The sequence below is a fragment of the Alkalibacillus sp. S2W genome, from assembly GCF_046764385.1.
Classification (GTDB): domain Bacteria; phylum Bacillota; class Bacilli; order Bacillales; family Alkalibacillaceae; genus Alkalibacillus; species Alkalibacillus almallahensis.
This window is the reverse complement of sequence record NZ_CP177234.1, coordinates 1,234,823-1,251,305: the sequence shown is the minus strand read 5'-3', so window position 1 is coordinate 1,251,305 and position 16,483 is coordinate 1,234,823. Positions and strand designations below refer to the sequence as shown.

Annotated in this window: 15 protein-coding genes and 1 pseudogene; 2 read left to right on the top strand and 14 right to left on the bottom strand. The window is 37.9% G+C overall.

The window, feature by feature from the left end; genetic code table 11:
- Nucleotides 1–20: 20 nt before the first annotated feature.
- From ACKXGF_RS06755 to ACKXGF_RS06695, 13 genes are all read right to left on the bottom strand, one after another.
- Nucleotides 21–665 carry a thiamine diphosphokinase gene (locus ACKXGF_RS06755; protein ID WP_167259971.1) on the bottom strand — a complete coding sequence of 215 codons (645 nt, stop codon included), beginning with the start codon at nt 663–665 and terminating at the stop codon, nt 21–23.
- 18 nt (nt 666–683) lie between these two features.
- Nucleotides 684–1,334, bottom strand: a complete 651-nt coding sequence (gene rpe / locus ACKXGF_RS06750; protein WP_411955419.1) for a ribulose-phosphate 3-epimerase — start codon at nt 1,332–1,334, stop codon at nt 684–686.
- A gap of 2 nt (nt 1,335–1,336) precedes the next feature.
- A complete protein-coding gene (gene rsgA / locus ACKXGF_RS06745; protein WP_411955418.1) occupies nt 1,337–2,218 on the bottom strand; it encodes a ribosome small subunit-dependent GTPase A in 882 nt (293 codons plus the stop codon).
- On the bottom strand, nt 2,219–4,249 hold the full coding sequence (gene pknB / locus ACKXGF_RS06740; protein WP_411955417.1) for a Stk1 family PASTA domain-containing Ser/Thr kinase: 2,031 nt from the start codon (nt 4,247–4,249) through the stop codon (nt 2,219–2,221).
- Nucleotides 4,240–5,001, bottom strand: coding sequence for a Stp1/IreP family PP2C-type Ser/Thr phosphatase (locus ACKXGF_RS06735; protein ID WP_411955416.1), 762 nt, complete (start codon nt 4,999–5,001; stop codon nt 4,240–4,242). The genes pknB and ACKXGF_RS06735 overlap by 10 nt, the downstream gene beginning before the upstream one ends.
- Before the next feature lie 19 nt (nt 5,002–5,020).
- Nucleotides 5,021–6,376, bottom strand: a complete 1,356-nt coding sequence (rsmB, locus tag ACKXGF_RS06730) for a 16S rRNA (cytosine(967)-C(5))-methyltransferase RsmB (RefSeq protein WP_411955415.1) — start codon at nt 6,374–6,376, stop codon at nt 5,021–5,023.
- A gap of 4 nt (nt 6,377–6,380) precedes the next feature.
- On the bottom strand, nt 6,381–7,322 hold the full coding sequence (gene fmt, locus ACKXGF_RS06725) for a methionyl-tRNA formyltransferase (RefSeq protein ID WP_411955414.1): 942 nt from the start codon (nt 7,320–7,322) through the stop codon (nt 6,381–6,383).
- 27 nt (nt 7,323–7,349) lie between these two features.
- Nucleotides 7,350–9,758 (bottom strand): primosomal protein N', encoded by a 2,409-nt coding sequence (priA, locus tag ACKXGF_RS06720; RefSeq protein ID WP_411955413.1) that lies wholly within the window; start codon nt 9,756–9,758, stop codon nt 7,350–7,352.
- Between the two features lie 9 nt (nt 9,759–9,767).
- Nucleotides 9,768–10,964, bottom strand: coding sequence for a bifunctional phosphopantothenoylcysteine decarboxylase/phosphopantothenate--cysteine ligase CoaBC (gene coaBC / locus ACKXGF_RS06715; protein ID WP_411955412.1), 1,197 nt, complete (start codon nt 10,962–10,964; stop codon nt 9,768–9,770).
- 500 nt (nt 10,965–11,464) lie between these two features.
- Nucleotides 11,465–11,665 carry a DNA-directed RNA polymerase subunit omega gene (gene rpoZ / locus ACKXGF_RS06710; protein ID WP_167259953.1) on the bottom strand — a complete coding sequence of 67 codons (201 nt, stop codon included), beginning with the start codon at nt 11,663–11,665 and terminating at the stop codon, nt 11,465–11,467.
- The gene (gmk, locus tag ACKXGF_RS06705; protein WP_167259951.1) at nt 11,662–12,282 is read right to left on the bottom strand and encodes a guanylate kinase; all 621 of its coding nucleotides are present in this window, start codon (nt 12,280–12,282) and stop codon (nt 11,662–11,664) included. Before gmk ends, rpoZ begins: the two co-directional genes overlap by 4 nt.
- A gap of 11 nt (nt 12,283–12,293) precedes the next feature.
- A complete protein-coding gene (remA, locus tag ACKXGF_RS06700; protein WP_167259949.1) occupies nt 12,294–12,554 on the bottom strand; it encodes an extracellular matrix/biofilm regulator RemA in 261 nt (86 codons plus the stop codon).
- 72 nt (nt 12,555–12,626) lie between these two features.
- Nucleotides 12,627–13,505 (bottom strand): YicC/YloC family endoribonuclease, encoded by an 879-nt coding sequence (locus ACKXGF_RS06695; protein WP_411955411.1) that lies wholly within the window; start codon nt 13,503–13,505, stop codon nt 12,627–12,629.
- 126 nt (nt 13,506–13,631) lie between these two features.
- On the opposite strand from ACKXGF_RS06695, the gene ACKXGF_RS06690 reads away from it, so the two are divergent.
- Nucleotides 13,632–15,350, top strand: a complete 1,719-nt coding sequence (locus tag ACKXGF_RS06690; protein WP_411955410.1) for an NFACT family protein — start codon at nt 13,632–13,634, stop codon at nt 15,348–15,350.
- A 174-nt stretch (nt 15,351–15,524) separates the two neighbouring features.
- Nucleotides 15,525–15,683: pseudogene (locus ACKXGF_RS06685) on the top strand (IS1595 family transposase); the annotation flags it as partial.
- A 445-nt stretch (nt 15,684–16,128) separates the two neighbouring features.
- Here the strand turns inward: ACKXGF_RS06685 and ACKXGF_RS06680 are convergent.
- Nucleotides 16,129–16,395, bottom strand: coding sequence for a hypothetical protein (locus ACKXGF_RS06680; protein ID WP_411955409.1), 267 nt, complete (start codon nt 16,393–16,395; stop codon nt 16,129–16,131).
- Nucleotides 16,396–16,483: the final 88 nt, after the last annotated feature.

Genomic DNA, 16,483 nt, shown 5'->3' with positions numbered 1-16,483 from the left:
CCTCCTATACCTAACGCTTCTTATTGATCACGGCTCTTTATCACTATTAATATGCCACGAGTAAAAAAATAAGTACCGATTTTTTCATTCCATTCATTGGATACAGTCAAAGAGGAGCCACTTTTAATGGAATAGCTGTCTAATGGATATTTAAAACCGTCTAATGTTAAATTTTCAACGGTTTCTGTTAATGCAAGAAAAGAGATATAAGGAAATGTATGATCTCGATTAATAGTATATGTCCCTGGTTTTTTTAGTGTTATTTCATTTTGTTTATCACACAACCACGCATCGATTTGATGGGGTATAAAAGATTGAAGTAACATTAAATTAACCCATTCATGGTCTCTTCTTCCGCCCATGGCACCGAAAATTAAGACTTGATCAGGATTCAGTGAAATCGCTAAATTTATGGCTATCTCTAAATCTGTATCATCTTTCTCAGATGGATGAATTCTGACATCATGACACACATCTTGAATACCAGCCAATTCTTCAGAAGTTACAGAATCGAAATCGCCTACTGCATAGTCAAATTCATTTAATGATTGACTTAGAATTTTAGCTCCTGAATCGACTCCAATCCAAGTCGTAATCGATGGGTATTGTTGAAATGATGGTATATCAACTGGTGGTCCACCAGCGACTATTGCCACTTTTTCCATGGCAGGATCCTCCTAAACTTATTTATAACTAGATCGAATAACTTCTATTGCTGCTTTGCGATCATCTTGTTTGAAAACAGCACTACCAGCGACTAATACGTCAGCTCCAGCTTCAACACATGTTTTAGCTGTTTCTGGTTTAACGCCACCATCGACTTCAATTTCATAGTCAAAACCGTAATCTGATTTAAGTTGAGCTAGCTCTTCTATTTTACCAACAGTTGAATCAACAAATGATTGACCACCAAAACCGGGATTTACTGTCATCACTAACACTAAATCAACGTCTTGCAAAATCGGTTCAATCGATGACACAGGTGTCGCTGGATTAATGACGACCCCAGGTTTTACATCATGCTGTTTAATTTGTTGAATGACTCGGTGTAAATGTGGGCATGCTTCTTCATGTACAGAAATGATGTCAGCTCCTGCTTCAGCAAAAGCAGCAATGTACTGATCTGGATTTTCAATCATAAGATGAACATCCAATGGTAATTCTGTTACTGGACGAATCGCTTCTACAATCATAGGACCAATTGTTATATTAGGTACAAAATGACCATCCATAACATCGACATGAATATAATCCGCTTGACCTTCTACTGATTCGATTTCATCTTTTAATGTTGCAAAATTAGCAGATAAAATAGATGGAGCAACCTTCGTCATATTTAATACCTCGGCTTTCTTTGATTGATTTCTTCAAAAAACTGTTGATAGTGGTGATAACGAAATTCTTCAATATCACCTTCAGTTACAGCTTGTTTCACTGCACATTTCGGCTCGTTAATATGGTAGCACCCTCGAAACTTACAGGCATCTTCATAATTCAGAAATTCAGGAAAACAGTGACGTAAATCCTCAAGCGATAACTCATCAAAATCCAACGCACTGAAACCTGGTGTATCAGCCACCAACCCACCACCTAATGAATAAAGCTCTACATGACGTGTCGTGTGTTTCCCTCGACCAAGACTTTGAGAAATATCATTTGTTTCAATGTTTAATGAGTCATCCATTTGATTTAATAATGTTGATTTTCCTACACCAGATTGACCAGCAAAAACAGACGTTTTATTGCTTAGATAAGGTTTGAGTTGGTCAGTTAATTTAACTGGTTCATTAGACGTTTGCACAATCGGATAACCAATTTGTTCATAGGCTTGACGGTAATATTCGATTGTTTGTCGATGATCATCTGTTAATAAATCGTCCTTTGTGAAAATGATCACGGTATCTAGTTGTTTATGTTCAATTAACATTAAAAATCGATCTAGCAATAATGGATTAAAATCAGGTTCAACTGTTGATGTAACAACAATAGCTTGGTCGACATTCGCAATAGGTGGACGGACTAATTCATGGTGGCGTTTCTCTATATCGGTAATGGTACCTGTTCCGTCCTCTTCTAATGTGATATCGACATCATCACCAACTAATGGGGTGATTTTTTGTTTACGAAATAATCCACGTCCTTTACAACGATACACTTGACCATTAACCATCACATCATAAAATCCGCTTAATGCTCTCATTATTTTGCCTTGAACCATTTACTCACTCTCTCCTGAATCATATGGGATTGTTTCTTGATAAACTTGCTCTTCCTCTTTAATAACCAATACTTCACCTGTTGAATCTGGCGCAATTGTTAAATCTACTTCATACGTTGTGTCTTCACGTATGACATCTTCTTCATAAATATCTTCTATACTATTGTCTTGGTCTTCGATATAAATACTGACTTCTTGACCTTGGGGCTCTTCATTTTCTTGATTTGACTGATTAGCTTGGTCACCATTGTTGGATGAACCTTCTCCGTTACTATTTTGATTATTCTCAGTTTGTGAACCATCATATTCAACTGTGAATGATACGGTTTCAGTAATAGGTTGTGGTTCTGGGCCTTCCGACACGAAAACTTTCACCTCATCGCCTTCTTCTAGCTCGCTTTCAGGGCTTGGCTCTTGACGAATGATACGCCCCTCTGAAAACTCTTCTGAGTGCTCTTCTTCAGTTAATAATGTTAGATTATGCTCTCCAGCGTAATCTTGAACTTCATCTAATGTCCAATTCGTAAACGATGGAATTTCTGTCGATGGCGGTCCTTGACTAATATCAAAAATAACTCGTGTCTCTTCCGGAATGATCTCTTGTCCTGGTTCGGGCTGAATTTGATTGATGATCTGGCCCTCTGGTTGTTCCGACGTTTGTTCGTAGTGAATAACTTCTTGGTAACCATTCGCTTCTAAATAACGTTTCACATCATTAAATTCATCCCCTACATAATCTGGGAATTCTAATTTTTCCTGACCAAGACTGGTGTAAAGTGTTACGGTCGAACCTTCCTTAACCGTTGAGTCCGCATTAGGCTCAGAACGAACAACTAAACCTTCATCTATTTCTTCAGAAAAAACTGATTCTCGCTCGACATCCAAATCTAAATTTGATAGTTCTGTGACTGCATCTTCATAGGTCGTTTCTTTTACATCTGGAATAGTAACATCCTTAGGCATAAATAGACCCGGTAAAACAAATAATGCGAGTACAATAGCTGCAATCACAATAAATAATCCTACTGTTATCCATATACCCCATTTTTTCGAGCGTTTATCAGAACCATTTTGTTTGCCAGGTACAATCGTTTCAGATTGATTACTATTAGATACTGAATGAGTACTCTGTTCTTCATTAATAGCCGGAATAGCCTTGGTATCTTCACCTTCTTCAACAGGTGGAACATACCTTGCTTCGTTAAGTCTTGATGGATCAAAGACAGTTTCTAAGCTCTGTCTTAACTCTTCTACTGTTTCATATCGCTCTAATGGATTTTTGACGGTTGATTTTAATACAACATTTTCTAAACTTTGAGGGATATTCGGGTTAAAACTTCGAACAAATGGTGGTTCCGTTTGCATATGTTTTAAAGCAATCGATACTGCTGATTCTCCTGAAAACGGAAGCCTTCCAGTTAGCAACTCATATAAAACAATACCTAATGAATAGATGTCAGATTTATTGGTTGCTAAACCACCTCGTGCTTGTTCTGGTGATAAGTAATGGACAGAACCCATAACATCATTGGTTTTAGTTAATGAAGTCGTACTTAAAGCGCGAGCGATTCCGAAATCCGTAATTTTTATATGTCCCGACTGATCAATTAGTATATTCTGTGGCTTAATATCACGGTGGACAATGCCATTTTGGTGGGCATGTTCCACGGCATTTGTAAGTTGAAGCATGATATGCACAGATTCTTCCATTGGAACATGGCCTTGTGATTGAATATATTGTTTTAATGTCATGCCATCAATATATTCCATCACCATATAGTGAATATCGTCTTCCTGCCCTACATCATATATGCTAACAATATGTTCGTTAGATAAACTAATTGCCGCTTCAGCTTCACGATTGAAACGCTCGATAAACTCTTGGTTGTCAGCATATTCAAGTCTTAAGATCTTAATGGCGACTTCACGGTTTAGAATTAAATCTTGGCCTAAATAAACATTAGCCATACCACCGCCGCCTATGTATTGAATAATTTGATATCGATCATTTAATACATTGCCTAAGACCACGTTGAATCACCCGACTCATTAAACGATAGCTCCACTAATATTGCTGTAATATTATCTTCGCCACCGAGTTCATTTGCTCGTGCAATTAATTGTTCTACACCATCATCAATCGTCTCACTGGTCTGAACAATGTGTAGTAACTCATCATTTGAAAGCTTATTTGTTAAGCCATCTGTACAAAGTAAAGAATAAACAGGGCTCTGAGCAGGATAACTTATAATATCTACGATAATTTCTTCAGCTGTTCCTAAGGCTCGTGTTAGGATATTTTTTTTAGGATGGCTTTCAGCTTCTTCTTCCGTAATATGACCTTGATGCACTAATTCATTAACGAAAGAATGATCTTGAGTCTTCTGTTCAATCGTGTTAGGTGTGATTTGATATAGACGGCTATCACCAACATTAGCAACAACTATTGTCTGACCAATAAATGCTGCAGCAACAAGCGTCGTTCCCATTCCAGAACATTCTAAATCACTAGCAGCATGTTCGACTAATACATCATTAACTTCCTGCACGACCGTATCAAGCCACACCTCTAACTCTTGAACATCATAGAAGGGCTCAGTATCTTCCCAGTAAGATTGCATATGTTTAGTTGCCATACGACTGGCAACATCACCTGCTTGATGTCCACCCATTCCATCAGCAACAACAGCTAATAACTGTTCCCCTTGATTATAAAATAAACCACCACTATCTTCATTCGCCTGTCTTACTTTACCTTTATCTGATTTAAACACTGCATGCATAGGTGTATTGCACCTCATTTCACTTCAAATTACTTTTAAAACGTAAACGCGTGATAAAAAATCCGTCTGCCGCAAAGTCATGCGGATACAACTGTAATCCAAACTCACTTAAGCCTGATAATGACTGACAAACCTCAGGAAGTTCCTCGAAGAAACTCGGATCCACTTCTAACTGAGGAACTCGTTCTAATAACGCCTTGATCTGATGTTCATTTTCTTCTTGATCCACTGTACAAGTACTATAGACAAATTGACCATCTTCTTTTAGTAACGGCATAAGTGCATCAAGAAGTTGTCGTTGTACATCAGCTAATTCTGATATATTTTCTTCAGACTTTTGATACTTAATATCTGGTTTACTTCTTAAAACACCTAGGCCTGTACATGGTGCATCAAGTAAAATACGATCAAATGACCCATGATCGTGTTGTTCATTCAAATGACGACTATCCATAGGTGTTGTGATGATGTTATTTAACCCTAATGTTTCAGCCTTGTCATTTATGAGTTTAATTTTAGATTCGTGTAAGTCATAAGCATATAGTGTTCCTTCTCCTGCCATCTTTTCAGCCATATGCGTTGCCTTACCACCAGGTGCACTACAAGCATCAAGTACGGACATTTCAGAAGACGGGTCCACCATTTCTGAAACGAGCATAGAGGTTTCATCTTGAATGGTTAACTGATCAGGAAAGAGACTGCTTTCTAACACATTTCCTTCTGTTATCACTAATCCTTGTGACGATAAACGAGATGGTATGGTTTTGATTCCTTCTTGTTCTAAATGTGATATGGCTTCATCTCGCTCGATTCTTAATGGTTGAACTCGCACTGACACACGTTTTGATTCAATATTGGATTCACACATTTTTCTCGTTGTCTCAAAACCGTATTGTTCAACCCATCGCTTCACCATCCATGTTGGGTGACTGGTACTGACTGCAAGTTTTGTTATCGGGTCGTCAATAGAATCAAGTGACGGTATTCCTTCGCGTTGCACTTGGCGTAAAACACCATTAACGAATCCGCTAATCCCTTTATGACCTCGCTTTTTGGCAATCGTAACCGCTTCATTAATGACGGCATGGTCAGGAATTCGGGATAAATAAATCGTTTGATAAAGAGACATTCTAAGTAAGATTCTAACCCATGGATCAAGCTTTTTCTTACCAACGAAATGTTTTAAATAATAGTCTAGTGTCATTTGTCGTTGCAACGTGCCGTAAACCATTTCAGTTAATAACCCACGGTCTTCTCGTTTTAAATCATGTTTTGAGATCGTTTGATTAATCAAAATATGACTAAAACTACCGTCTTGATTCACTCGTTCTAGTAAATTTAATGCGATTTCGCGTACTGTCTTCGTCTCTGCCATCCTATCACCCTAATTGATCGCCAACAGTAAAGAAGTCAGCTGAACCTCTTAGAAAGTCGACCGTTTTCATGCGTTTCTTACCTGCTGGTTGAATTTCAGTTAATCTAAGTATACCACCATCACCCGTTGCAATATCGACACCTTCATCAACGTCTACGGCAACTATGCTGCCTGGTTTTTGATTCGTTTTATCTTGCACCTTCTCAGCAGCCCACACTTTAATTGATTGATCGTGGTATGTCGTAAATGCGACTGGCCATGGATTTAAGCCTCGCACTTGATTGTATATATTCTGTTGTGTATCTGAGAAATCGATACGTTCAACATCACGTGTGATATTTGGTGCATAAGTTGCTTCTTCGTGGTTTTGTTCGGTCGGTTCAATAGACCCTTCAAATAGTTGTGGGATTGTTCGCATCAATAATTGGCTACCTACTTCGGCCAATCGATCATGTAAATCAGCGACAGTATCATCGTCATGAATTGCAAGTTTTTCTTGCGATAACATTGCACCTGCATCCAATGCTTTCACCATGTACATAATGGTAATACCTGTCTCTTTTTCACCATTTAAAATGGCGTAATGAATAGGGGCACCACCTCGTAATTTTGGTAATAGTGACGCATGGACATTAATACAGCCAAATGGAGGGCTTTCTAATAATGGTTCGGGTAGGATTTGCCCATAAGCAGCTGTGACAATTAAGTCAGGATGATAATCAAGAATCGTTTGATAATCATGCTTAATTTTTTCAGGTTGTAATACTGGAATTTCATGTGATTGAGCAAACGCTTTAACTGGTGATGGCGCTAACTTTTTCTTTCTTCCTTTGGGACGGTCAGGTTGTGTGACTACTGCCACCACATCATAACTAGATTCGATTAGTTGTTCTAATACTGGAACACTGAAATCAGGTGTCCCCATAAATACAATTCGTTTCGTCATAGCAAACTCCTTTATCTATGCTATTGATTACATAAAATTATAAGGTTCAAAATCAACCGTTAGTTGCAAATCATCTTGATTCATTTCTTTTTGAAAATGGTTGAGAACATTTGATAACGCTGCCTCAACATCTTCTCGCTCTCTATATTTTATCATGCATTGGTACCGATAGCGATCTTTAATCCTTAACATTGGTGATTGTGTTGGGCCTAACATTTGTGTCGTATCACCTAAATCACGAGCAAGGATCTGAGCCACTCGTTTTGAAGCATCGACTGCTTTTACGTGATTGGTATGAGATAGATTAATTAAAACTAAATAATAGTATGGTGGATATCCAAATCGTTTACGCACTTGCATCTCACGTAAATAAAATGCTTGATAATCATAATCTGCTGCCATTTCAACTGTATAATGCTCTGGTGTATAAGTTTGTACAACGACTTCGCCTGTTAATTCATGTCGACCTGCACGACCGCTTACTTGAGTTAAAAGTTGAAATGACTTTTCCGCAGCTCGGAAATCTGGTAAATGAAGTAATGCATCAGCTGCAATCACACCGACAAGTGTTACATTTTCAAAATCCAACCCTTTAGCAATCATTTGCGTGCCAAGCAATATATCTGCTTCCTGATTAGCAAACTGATTTAATAAGCGTTCATGTGCACCTTTGCGACTAGTTGTATCGACATCCATACGAATAATACGAGCGTGCTGAAACTGTTCTTGTAAGGCCTCTTCGACTTTTTGAGTTCCTGTACCAAAAAAACGAATGGCATCACTTTCACAACTCGGGCAGGTATTTGGCATGAGCCGTTCATCGCTACAATAATGACATTTCAGCTTGTTTTGGGTTCTGTGATAAGTCATGGAAATATCACAATGCTCACATTGGATCGTCTCACCACATTCTCGGCACATCACAAACGTAGCGTACCCTCGTCGGTTAAGTAATAAGACAACTTGTTCGCCACGTTCGATTCTCGCATTGATCTTATCTACTAGCGTATCAGAAAACATCGTGCGATTCCCTTTAGCTAGTTCTTCGCGCATATCGACTATATCCATTTCTGGCATAGCTTGCTTATTAACGCGTTCTGTCAACTCAAGCAGACGGTACACGCCTTTTTGTGCTCTTGCATAACTTTCTAATGTCGGAGTTGCACTTCCTAAGATAACTGGACATTGATGAAATTCACCACGATATTTAGCTACTTCACGCGCATGATATTTAGGATAGTCCTCTTGTTTATAAGTGTTTTCATGCTCCTCATCAATTATGATGATTCCTAGATTATCAAAAGGCGCAAAAATAGCAGATCGTGCACCTACTACTACTTTTACTTCTCTTCGATGAATTTTTCGCCATTCATCGTATTTCTCACCAGTTGATAAGCCACTATGGAGCACCGCAACGTCATCACCGAATCTCGACTTGAACCGTTCAACCATCTGTGGTGTTAAAGAAATTTCCGGTACGAGTACAATCGCTTCTTCCCCTTTGTTTAACACCGTTTCAATTGATTGTAAGTATACCTCTGTTTTCCCACTTCCCGTAATACCATGTAATAGGAAAACATCATGTTTGGTTTCGTGAATATTAGTTAGAACAGGGTCCATGACATTTTGCTGTTGTTCGGTTAAAGGTAAAGATTCTGTTGCCTCAAATGGGTGCGAATGAGGATCTCGATATATCTCTTTTTGAACAAGGTTTAATAGTCCTTTTTGTTCTAAAGATTTAACTGGACTTCTAGTAACACCTAAAGTCTCTTGCAACTGTTTTAATCGTACAGGTTGTTCTTGATCCAGTAACCATTCTAGTATATCGTGTTGTTTCTTAGCCTGATTGGAGAATTCAGCTAATTTTTCTAGAGTGTCAGGCTCACTTAAAGCTAGTTCGGCATATGTATCCTTTTTTACTCGATTTTTCCCTTTAACAACATAATTAATTTCAATAATTCCATCTTCGATGTGACGTCGAATCTGAGAATCAGGAATTTTAGCGTCAATTAAATCTTGAAAAGGAAATACTTCACGCCCTTGGGAAATAGCTTGCCAATTTTCTGGTAATAATGTTTCGTCTGTCTGTAACCAAACTTCCTTACTATATTTCGCTTTAAAAACAGCTGGTAACATAGCTTGTAAAGCAGAAATTCTAAAGCAAAGCGTTTCATGTTGTAACCATTTCGATAAATGGATTAACTCAGATGTCAGGATTGGTTTGTAATCCATCACTTGTTGGATGGGTTTTAAGTTTTCAAACTCACTCTTACTTGTTAGATCAACAACAAATCCCATAATTTGTCGTGGCCCAAACGGCACAATGACACGAATTCCAGGTTCTACGATTGTTAGTAAGTCTTCCGGAATTTGATAATCAAACAGAGCGTCAGTTGCAGAGACTGGAACGTCAACAACTACCTTTGCGATGTTCACCCTTTTCACCTACATTTCTTTCGTTAAGATCGACCACAATTGTTGTGCAACGTTTTCTTTTGATTGAAGCGCAATTGATTGATGCTCACCTTTATTTGTTAGGACTTCAACAGCGTTCGTGTCCGTCTTAAACCCTTGTTCATCTTGGCTAATATCATTAACGACAATCGCATCTAAGTTCTTGCGGGCCATCTTATCGCGACCGTACGTGATAGGATCATCTGTTTCTGCTGCAAACCCTACTAGATATTGAGTTGTTTTCACTTCACCAAGGGCTTGTAAAATATCTCGTGTTCTTGTTAATTCAAGTGTTAAGTCACCTGATTGTTTCTTCATCTTACGGTCATGCTGATTGGTTGGCTTATAATCAGCAACAGCCGCAGCTTTAACTACAATATCTTGATTATTAAACCTAGACATGACCGCATCATACATTTCTTCTGCAGTCGTCACATCCACGCGTTCAATATTAGGAGGCGTTTCCAGTTCAACTGGACCGCTGACTAATGTGACATTTGCACCTAATTCACGTGCTACTTTAGCAATGGCAAAACCCATCTTACCTGAAGAATGATTGGTAAAATAACGAACAGCATCTACTGCTTCAATTGTCGGTCCTGCTGTGACTAATACTTGTTTTCCAGCTAAGGGTTGATAAGCGTCTTGTTTTTCAGTTTGTTCTACCACATCGATAATGCGCTCTGGTTCTTCTAATCGGCCTTTACCTACGTAACCGCAAGCTAAATAACCATCACCTGGTTCAATAAAACGATAGCCGTATGCCTCTAGTGTCGTTAAGTTATGCTTAACAGCTGGATGGTCATACATATGAACATTCATCGCTGGCGCTACATAAACAGGGCTTATCGTTGCGAGTAATGTTGTTGTTAACATATCATCTGCTAAACCATTGGCAACTCGCCCTAATAGATGTGCTGTTGCTGGAGCTAAAATGGTTAGGTCAGCCCAATCTGCTAAATCAATATGAGCGATTTTTTCGGGATTTTTTTCATCAAAGGCATCTGTGTAAACAGGATTTCGTGATAGAGCTTGAAATGTTAATGGATTAACAAATTCTGTAGCTCCTTCTGTCATGATTACCTTCACGTCATAACCACGTTGAACTAACTTGCTTGTTAGTGCACATGCTTTATACGCAGCAATGCCTCCTGATACTCCTAGTAATACATGTTTTTGTTGTTCCATGGGTTTCGCCTCCATCTTTAACATGACGTTCAATTTCATTAATTTCAACTAAAATCTGTTAAAGCTTAGTATTGATTTTCAATTGATGTAGCACTGAGTTGTTGAATTGTGAGGAGCGAAGGTGGTGACTCCTGGTCGACTAAGTTCGGTCACGTCCTGTGACCAACGTCGACATTAGGCCGTCCTGGCCGTCACGGGAACAGCACGTGTCTCGAGACCCCCAGAGGCCCATAGGATGTGGGTCACTTCGGCGTTTGTGATTGACGTCCGGAACTTAGCCGAAGTTCCTTTAATTTCCGAGGAGGCTCGAGCCGTGCCCGCGGAAAGCGTCCACCGAAAGCGGATCACAGTTCAACAACGGACTTTAACAAAGCTCTCTACTAAAAAAGAACAACCTGATCATAAGCAGGTTGTTCCTTGATTGGGTCATCATGTTTTGCGCTAGGTGGTGCATGGCTTAATACCATCTCATCACCAACCTGCATACGCTAAGATACCTATTATTTATAGTCTTCAATCGTTAGCTTATCTTCGATGATTTCTTCTAATGCTTGACCAACATACTTCGGTGACTTATGGTCATCAAGCATATAATTCTGTTCATCATGCAATTCACGTGCACGACTTGAAGCTGCAATCACGATTGCATATTTTGAGTCAATCTTTTCTAATAAGTTGTCTACTGACGGCTCTAAAATCATAGATCAACACTCCCTAAAGCTTTTTTATATTGTGAAGCGATGCGCTCTCGCTTACAGTGTTCACTTTCAACAATGGATTCAATACGTCTAACTGCAGAATTAATATCATCATTCACGACTACATAATCGTATGCATCCATCATTTCAATTTCTTTTTTCGCTTCATATAATCGATTACTGACAATTGATTGATCTTCAGTGCCTCGATTAATGATGCGATTTTTCAATTCTTCTAAACTTGGTGGGAATAAAAAGATAAACACACCTTCTGGGAAGTTTTCTTTAACTTGCAAAGCACCTTTGACCTCTATTTCTAAAAACACATCACGTCCTTGGGCTAGTGTCTCTTCAACATATGTCTTAGGTGTTCCATAATAATTCCCCACATACTCAGCATACTCAATTAATTGGTTATGTTCAATCATCTTTTTCACTTCTTCTTTCGTTTTAAAGAAGTAATCGACGCCATCTTCTTCGCCTTCGCGAGGGTTGCGCGTCGTAACGGAAATTGAGTAAGCTAATGCTGGATCTTGATCGAAAAGGGCTTTTCGAACCGTTCCTTTCCCGACACCAGAGGGGCCAGAAAGGATAAACAGAATTCCTTTTTCATCTTTCACAAAACTTCCTCCTAGTTGTCGATGTTCATATCTTCATTAACGACACGTTGTCCAACTGTTTCCGGTTGCACAGCAGATAAAATAACGTGGTCACTATCAGTTACGATTACAGCACGTGTACGTCTTCCATATGTAGCATCTACTAACTTATTACTATCACGTGCAACAGTAATAATTCGTTTAATCGGGGCTGATTCGGGTGATACAATCGAGATAATGCGATTGGCAGACACAACATTACCAAACCCGATATTAATTAATTTCAAATTCATTATTGTCTCCCCTAACTTATTTCTTTATAGAATACTTCTATTATAGACTAAATATAAGCAAAAACTCAAATATTATTCTATATTTTGGACTTGTTCTTTGATTTTCTCAATAACACTCTTTAATGCGATTGCTTGCTTACTTAAAGCAATATCATTCGCTTTCGATCCAATTGTATTCGCTTCACGATGCAATTCTTGAGATAAAAAATCTAACTGACGCCCAACAGCTTGATTAGAAGATAGCAATTCATCTATTTGTTCAGTATGCGACAATAGACGTGTCACTTCTTCCGTTATATCTCCCTTATCGGCCAACATTGCTACTTCTTGAACTAAACGTTGGTGATCAACATCTACTTCCTTCAATGTATCTTTGAGTCTAACTAATACACGATCATAGTAATGTTGTTTCAGCGTTTCACGGTTATCGTTCAATTCATTTGCTAGCTTTTTAATCTCTTCATTATACTGTAACACATCTTGCCTTAATGTCTCACCTTCATCGATTCTCATTTGATAAGTATTGGCGAGCGCTTTTTCCAAAGTAGCCATAATCACTTGCTCTAACGCTTCATCTACTTGGTTAGATTCGTCTTTTTCAAACAAACCCTCTAGTTGTAATAGATGATTAATCGTTATATCGCCCGAAATCCCTGTTTCGTCTTTAATTTCATCTACTTTAGCTAAATATTGATTCAATAAAGGCCAATTAACATTGATTGTGGGTTCACTCAATGATTCTCCATTCATTTGAACCCATATGTCTATTCGTCCTCGATTAAACCAATTTCGACACTGTGTTTTTATCTTATCTTCTAAAGCTGTTAATTCTCTTGGCAATTTAAAAGAAAAATCTAAAAAGCGATGATTCACGGTTTTGATTTCTACAGAAATTTGTCGGTCATGATATGTTTCAACAGCCTGGCCATATCCTGTCATACTTTTTATCACTATAATCACCATCTTTTATTTAGTACCTAACATATTCTCGCATTATTTCGAATAACTTTTCAACTAATTAATGGTATAAAATCCGTAATTGTTCATGCTATACTGAAAACCTATGAGGTGATAAATATGCCATTTGATGGAGTAGTAACCCGTGCGATCACGAATGAATTAACAAGTTTACAAGGTGGTCGCATTCAAAAAATATACCAACCAACTGATAGCGAGCTCATTTTAACTGTTCGTAGTGGTGGGAAGAATCACAGCCTACTCATCTCAACGCATTCAAGTTATGCTCGCATTCATTTAACGAATGAAAAATATACAAATCCGAAAGAACCACCGATGTTTTGCATGGTCTTACGTAAATATTTAGGCGCTGGGTTCATCGAATCGGTTGAACAAGTTGAATTAGAACGCATTATTCATATTAAAGTCCGCAGCAAAGATGAAATTGGCGATGAACAATCCAAAACCTTAATCATCGAATTAATGGGCAAACACAGTAACGTCATGGTCGTCGATCCTGAACGTAATGTCATATTAGACAGTTTAAAACACATCAGTCCAGCACAAAACCGTCACCGCACGATTTTACCTGGTCAGACGTATATTGCTCCGCCTGAACAAGGTAAACTTAATCCGCTTGAACTAGACGGTGATTCATTTGTCCGTAAGCTCGATTTCCTCCAAGGAAAAATCGACCGACAAATGTTGAATCTGTTAATGGGATGTTCTCCACTTGTTACGAAAGCATTAGCAAGCGAGGCTTACTTAGGCGATAATCAAGCGTATGCTGACGTGTTTGAGACATTTAAGGATCATTTGATTAATCATCATTATGAACCGAAACGCGCAATCGGACAACAGGAAGACTTTCATGTCTTACCAGAAGTCACTTTTGACCAAGAGACGAAAACGTTCGACTCAATCAGTGGCATGCTAGACGATTATTATGCAGGTAAAGCTGAACGCGACCGAATAAAAAACCAAACACATGATTTAATGCGCTTCTTAAAAAACGAAAAAGCGAAAAATGAACGGAAAATCAAAAAACAAGAAAAAACGTTAGCCAAAGCTGAGCAAGCTGAAGACTATCAAAAATACGGCGAACTATTAACGGCCCACTTACACCTCGTGAAATTAGGTGATGAAACGGTTAATGTCATGGATTATTACGACCCAGAACAAAAAACGATCACGCTTGAGTTGGATCCAAACAAGTCGCCAAGTGATAATGCACAATATTATTTTAAACAGTATCAAAAGTTGAAGAAATCAAAAGAAGTCGTCCTCGTTGAAATTGAAAAAGCCAAACAAGAAATCGACTATTTCGAACGCTTAATTCAACAACTCGAACAAGCAAGACAAGATGATGTGCAAGATATGCGCGAAGAACTCGAAGAAGAAGGTTATTTAAAAGCAAAACAACAAAAGTCGAAGAAGAAAAAACAAAAATGGTTGCAACCTGACCACTATCAGGCCTCAGATGGAACAGAACTCATCGTGGGTCGCAATAATAAACAAAACGAATTCGTGACGAATCGAATGGCAAATAAGAATGATATCTGGTTGCATACAAAGGATATTCCCGGCTCACACGTCATTATTCGCCATAGTGATCCAAGTAACGAAACCATCTTAGAAGCGGCGATGATTGCGGCGTACTACAGTAAAGCGAAACATTCATCAACTGTGCCAGTCGATTATACAGCAATTAAGAATGTCCGTAAGCCAAACGGAGCAAAACCAGGTTATGTAACATATGACAACCAACAGACTGTTTATGTAACGCCTGATGAAAGACAGATTGAGCACATGAAAGTAACAGAAAACCAGCCAACATAATACCGTTTCGTTAAATAATAATTAATCAAAATAACACCCAAAAGATTGATTTTTCAATCTTTCGGGTGTTTCTTTTTAAACAGGCTCTGTTGAAGCTTGTTGTTGATATCTGATTTCGCAGAAAAGCATCGGTTAAAAGAATATTTAATCAATGCTCTTACTGCTTCGTCAATGACCGAGTATTTGGATAATTACTTAGCGTGGTTCTAAACCTTAGAAAGCTTCAAACACCAACAAAATGAGGTTATAATTAATGACTTAATAATTTTAGGGAATTTAATTCCAAATATAGAAACATATGATACACTTAGATTATCTAAGTGTACTCTATAAAGTTTTTCTGTGTTCAACTAACTGAGCAGTTACGTGGAGCAACAATAAATACTTAAATTTGGGGAGGAAAATAGATACTATGATTATTGCTTCTTTTTACATAGGGTGGTTCTTAATGCCTATCTTGTGTGTTGTATTTTGTTTGAATTTAGTTTCTATATTGAAAAAGGTAAAAAATGAAGAAGAAACTACAGTCAATACTGTTTGGATTACAATATCTTTTACACTTATTATGTGGAGTATAGCTTCAGCAAGTGTGTATTAAACTAAAGGGTGCGTTCGTTCAATAAAGCAATAAAATCAAACATAAATTCCAATTTTAAGGAAGTTATGTTTTTTCTCTGTATATCAATATTAAACTTTAACAGAGCCCTTAAATAAAGTGCAATAATTATATTGAGAAATTCATGTCATATACAGTATATAAATGATGCCGGCAGGTTTCTTAAGTAGGTTGGCCCATACCAGAAACAACTATAATTAAAAATATAAATGCTCCAATACCGATACTTACAATTAACGACATAATTGGGATTATATTTTTCTCATTTTCACGCATGATCCCAATCAGGGCCAAAGTTACAGCGATTACTAAAGGTAAAAATAACATTACTTCAGAAAAGTCTCTACCTCCCAGCATAGCTATAAAAATGAAAATAGGTATGACACTAAAAACGAATGACGACCAACTTAATATAGTCATCTTTTTCATCTCTAAACCCCCTTCATTGAACGTTCTTTAGTTTAAAGCCCTTTTCAATGTGGTTCATTTTATGTAAAAAGATTTATGTTACCCTAAA

Coding starts and splice junctions, on each gene's coding strand:
- ACKXGF_RS06755 (WP_167259971.1), bottom strand. CDS start 665: ATGGAAAAAGTGGCAATAGTCGCTGGTGGACCACCAGTTGATATACCA.
- rpe (WP_411955419.1), bottom strand. CDS start 1,334: ATGACGAAGGTTGCTCCATCTATTTTATCTGCTAATTTTGCAACATTA.
- rsgA (WP_411955418.1), bottom strand. CDS start 2,218: ATGGTTCAAGGCAAAATAATGAGAGCATTAAGCGGATTTTATGATGTG.
- ACKXGF_RS06735 (WP_411955416.1), bottom strand. CDS start 5,001: ATGCATGCAGTGTTTAAATCAGATAAAGGTAAAGTAAGACAGGCGAAT.
- rsmB (WP_411955415.1), bottom strand. CDS start 6,376: ATGGCAGAGACGAAGACAGTACGCGAAATCGCATTAAATTTACTAGAA.
- fmt (WP_411955414.1), bottom strand. CDS start 7,322: ATGACGAAACGAATTGTATTTATGGGGACACCTGATTTCAGTGTTCCA.
- coaBC (WP_411955412.1), bottom strand. CDS start 10,964: ATGGAACAACAAAAACATGTATTACTAGGAGTATCAGGAGGCATTGCT.
- rpoZ (WP_167259953.1), bottom strand. CDS start 11,665: ATGATTTTAGAGCCGTCAGTAGACAACTTATTAGAAAAGATTGACTCA.
- remA (WP_167259949.1), bottom strand. CDS start 12,554: ATGAATTTGAAATTAATTAATATCGGGTTTGGTAATGTTGTGTCTGCC.
- ACKXGF_RS06690 (WP_411955410.1), top strand. CDS start 13,632: ATGCCATTTGATGGAGTAGTAACCCGTGCGATCACGAATGAATTAACA.
- ACKXGF_RS06680 (WP_411955409.1), bottom strand. CDS start 16,395: ATGAAAAAGATGACTATATTAAGTTGGTCGTCATTCGTTTTTAGTGTC.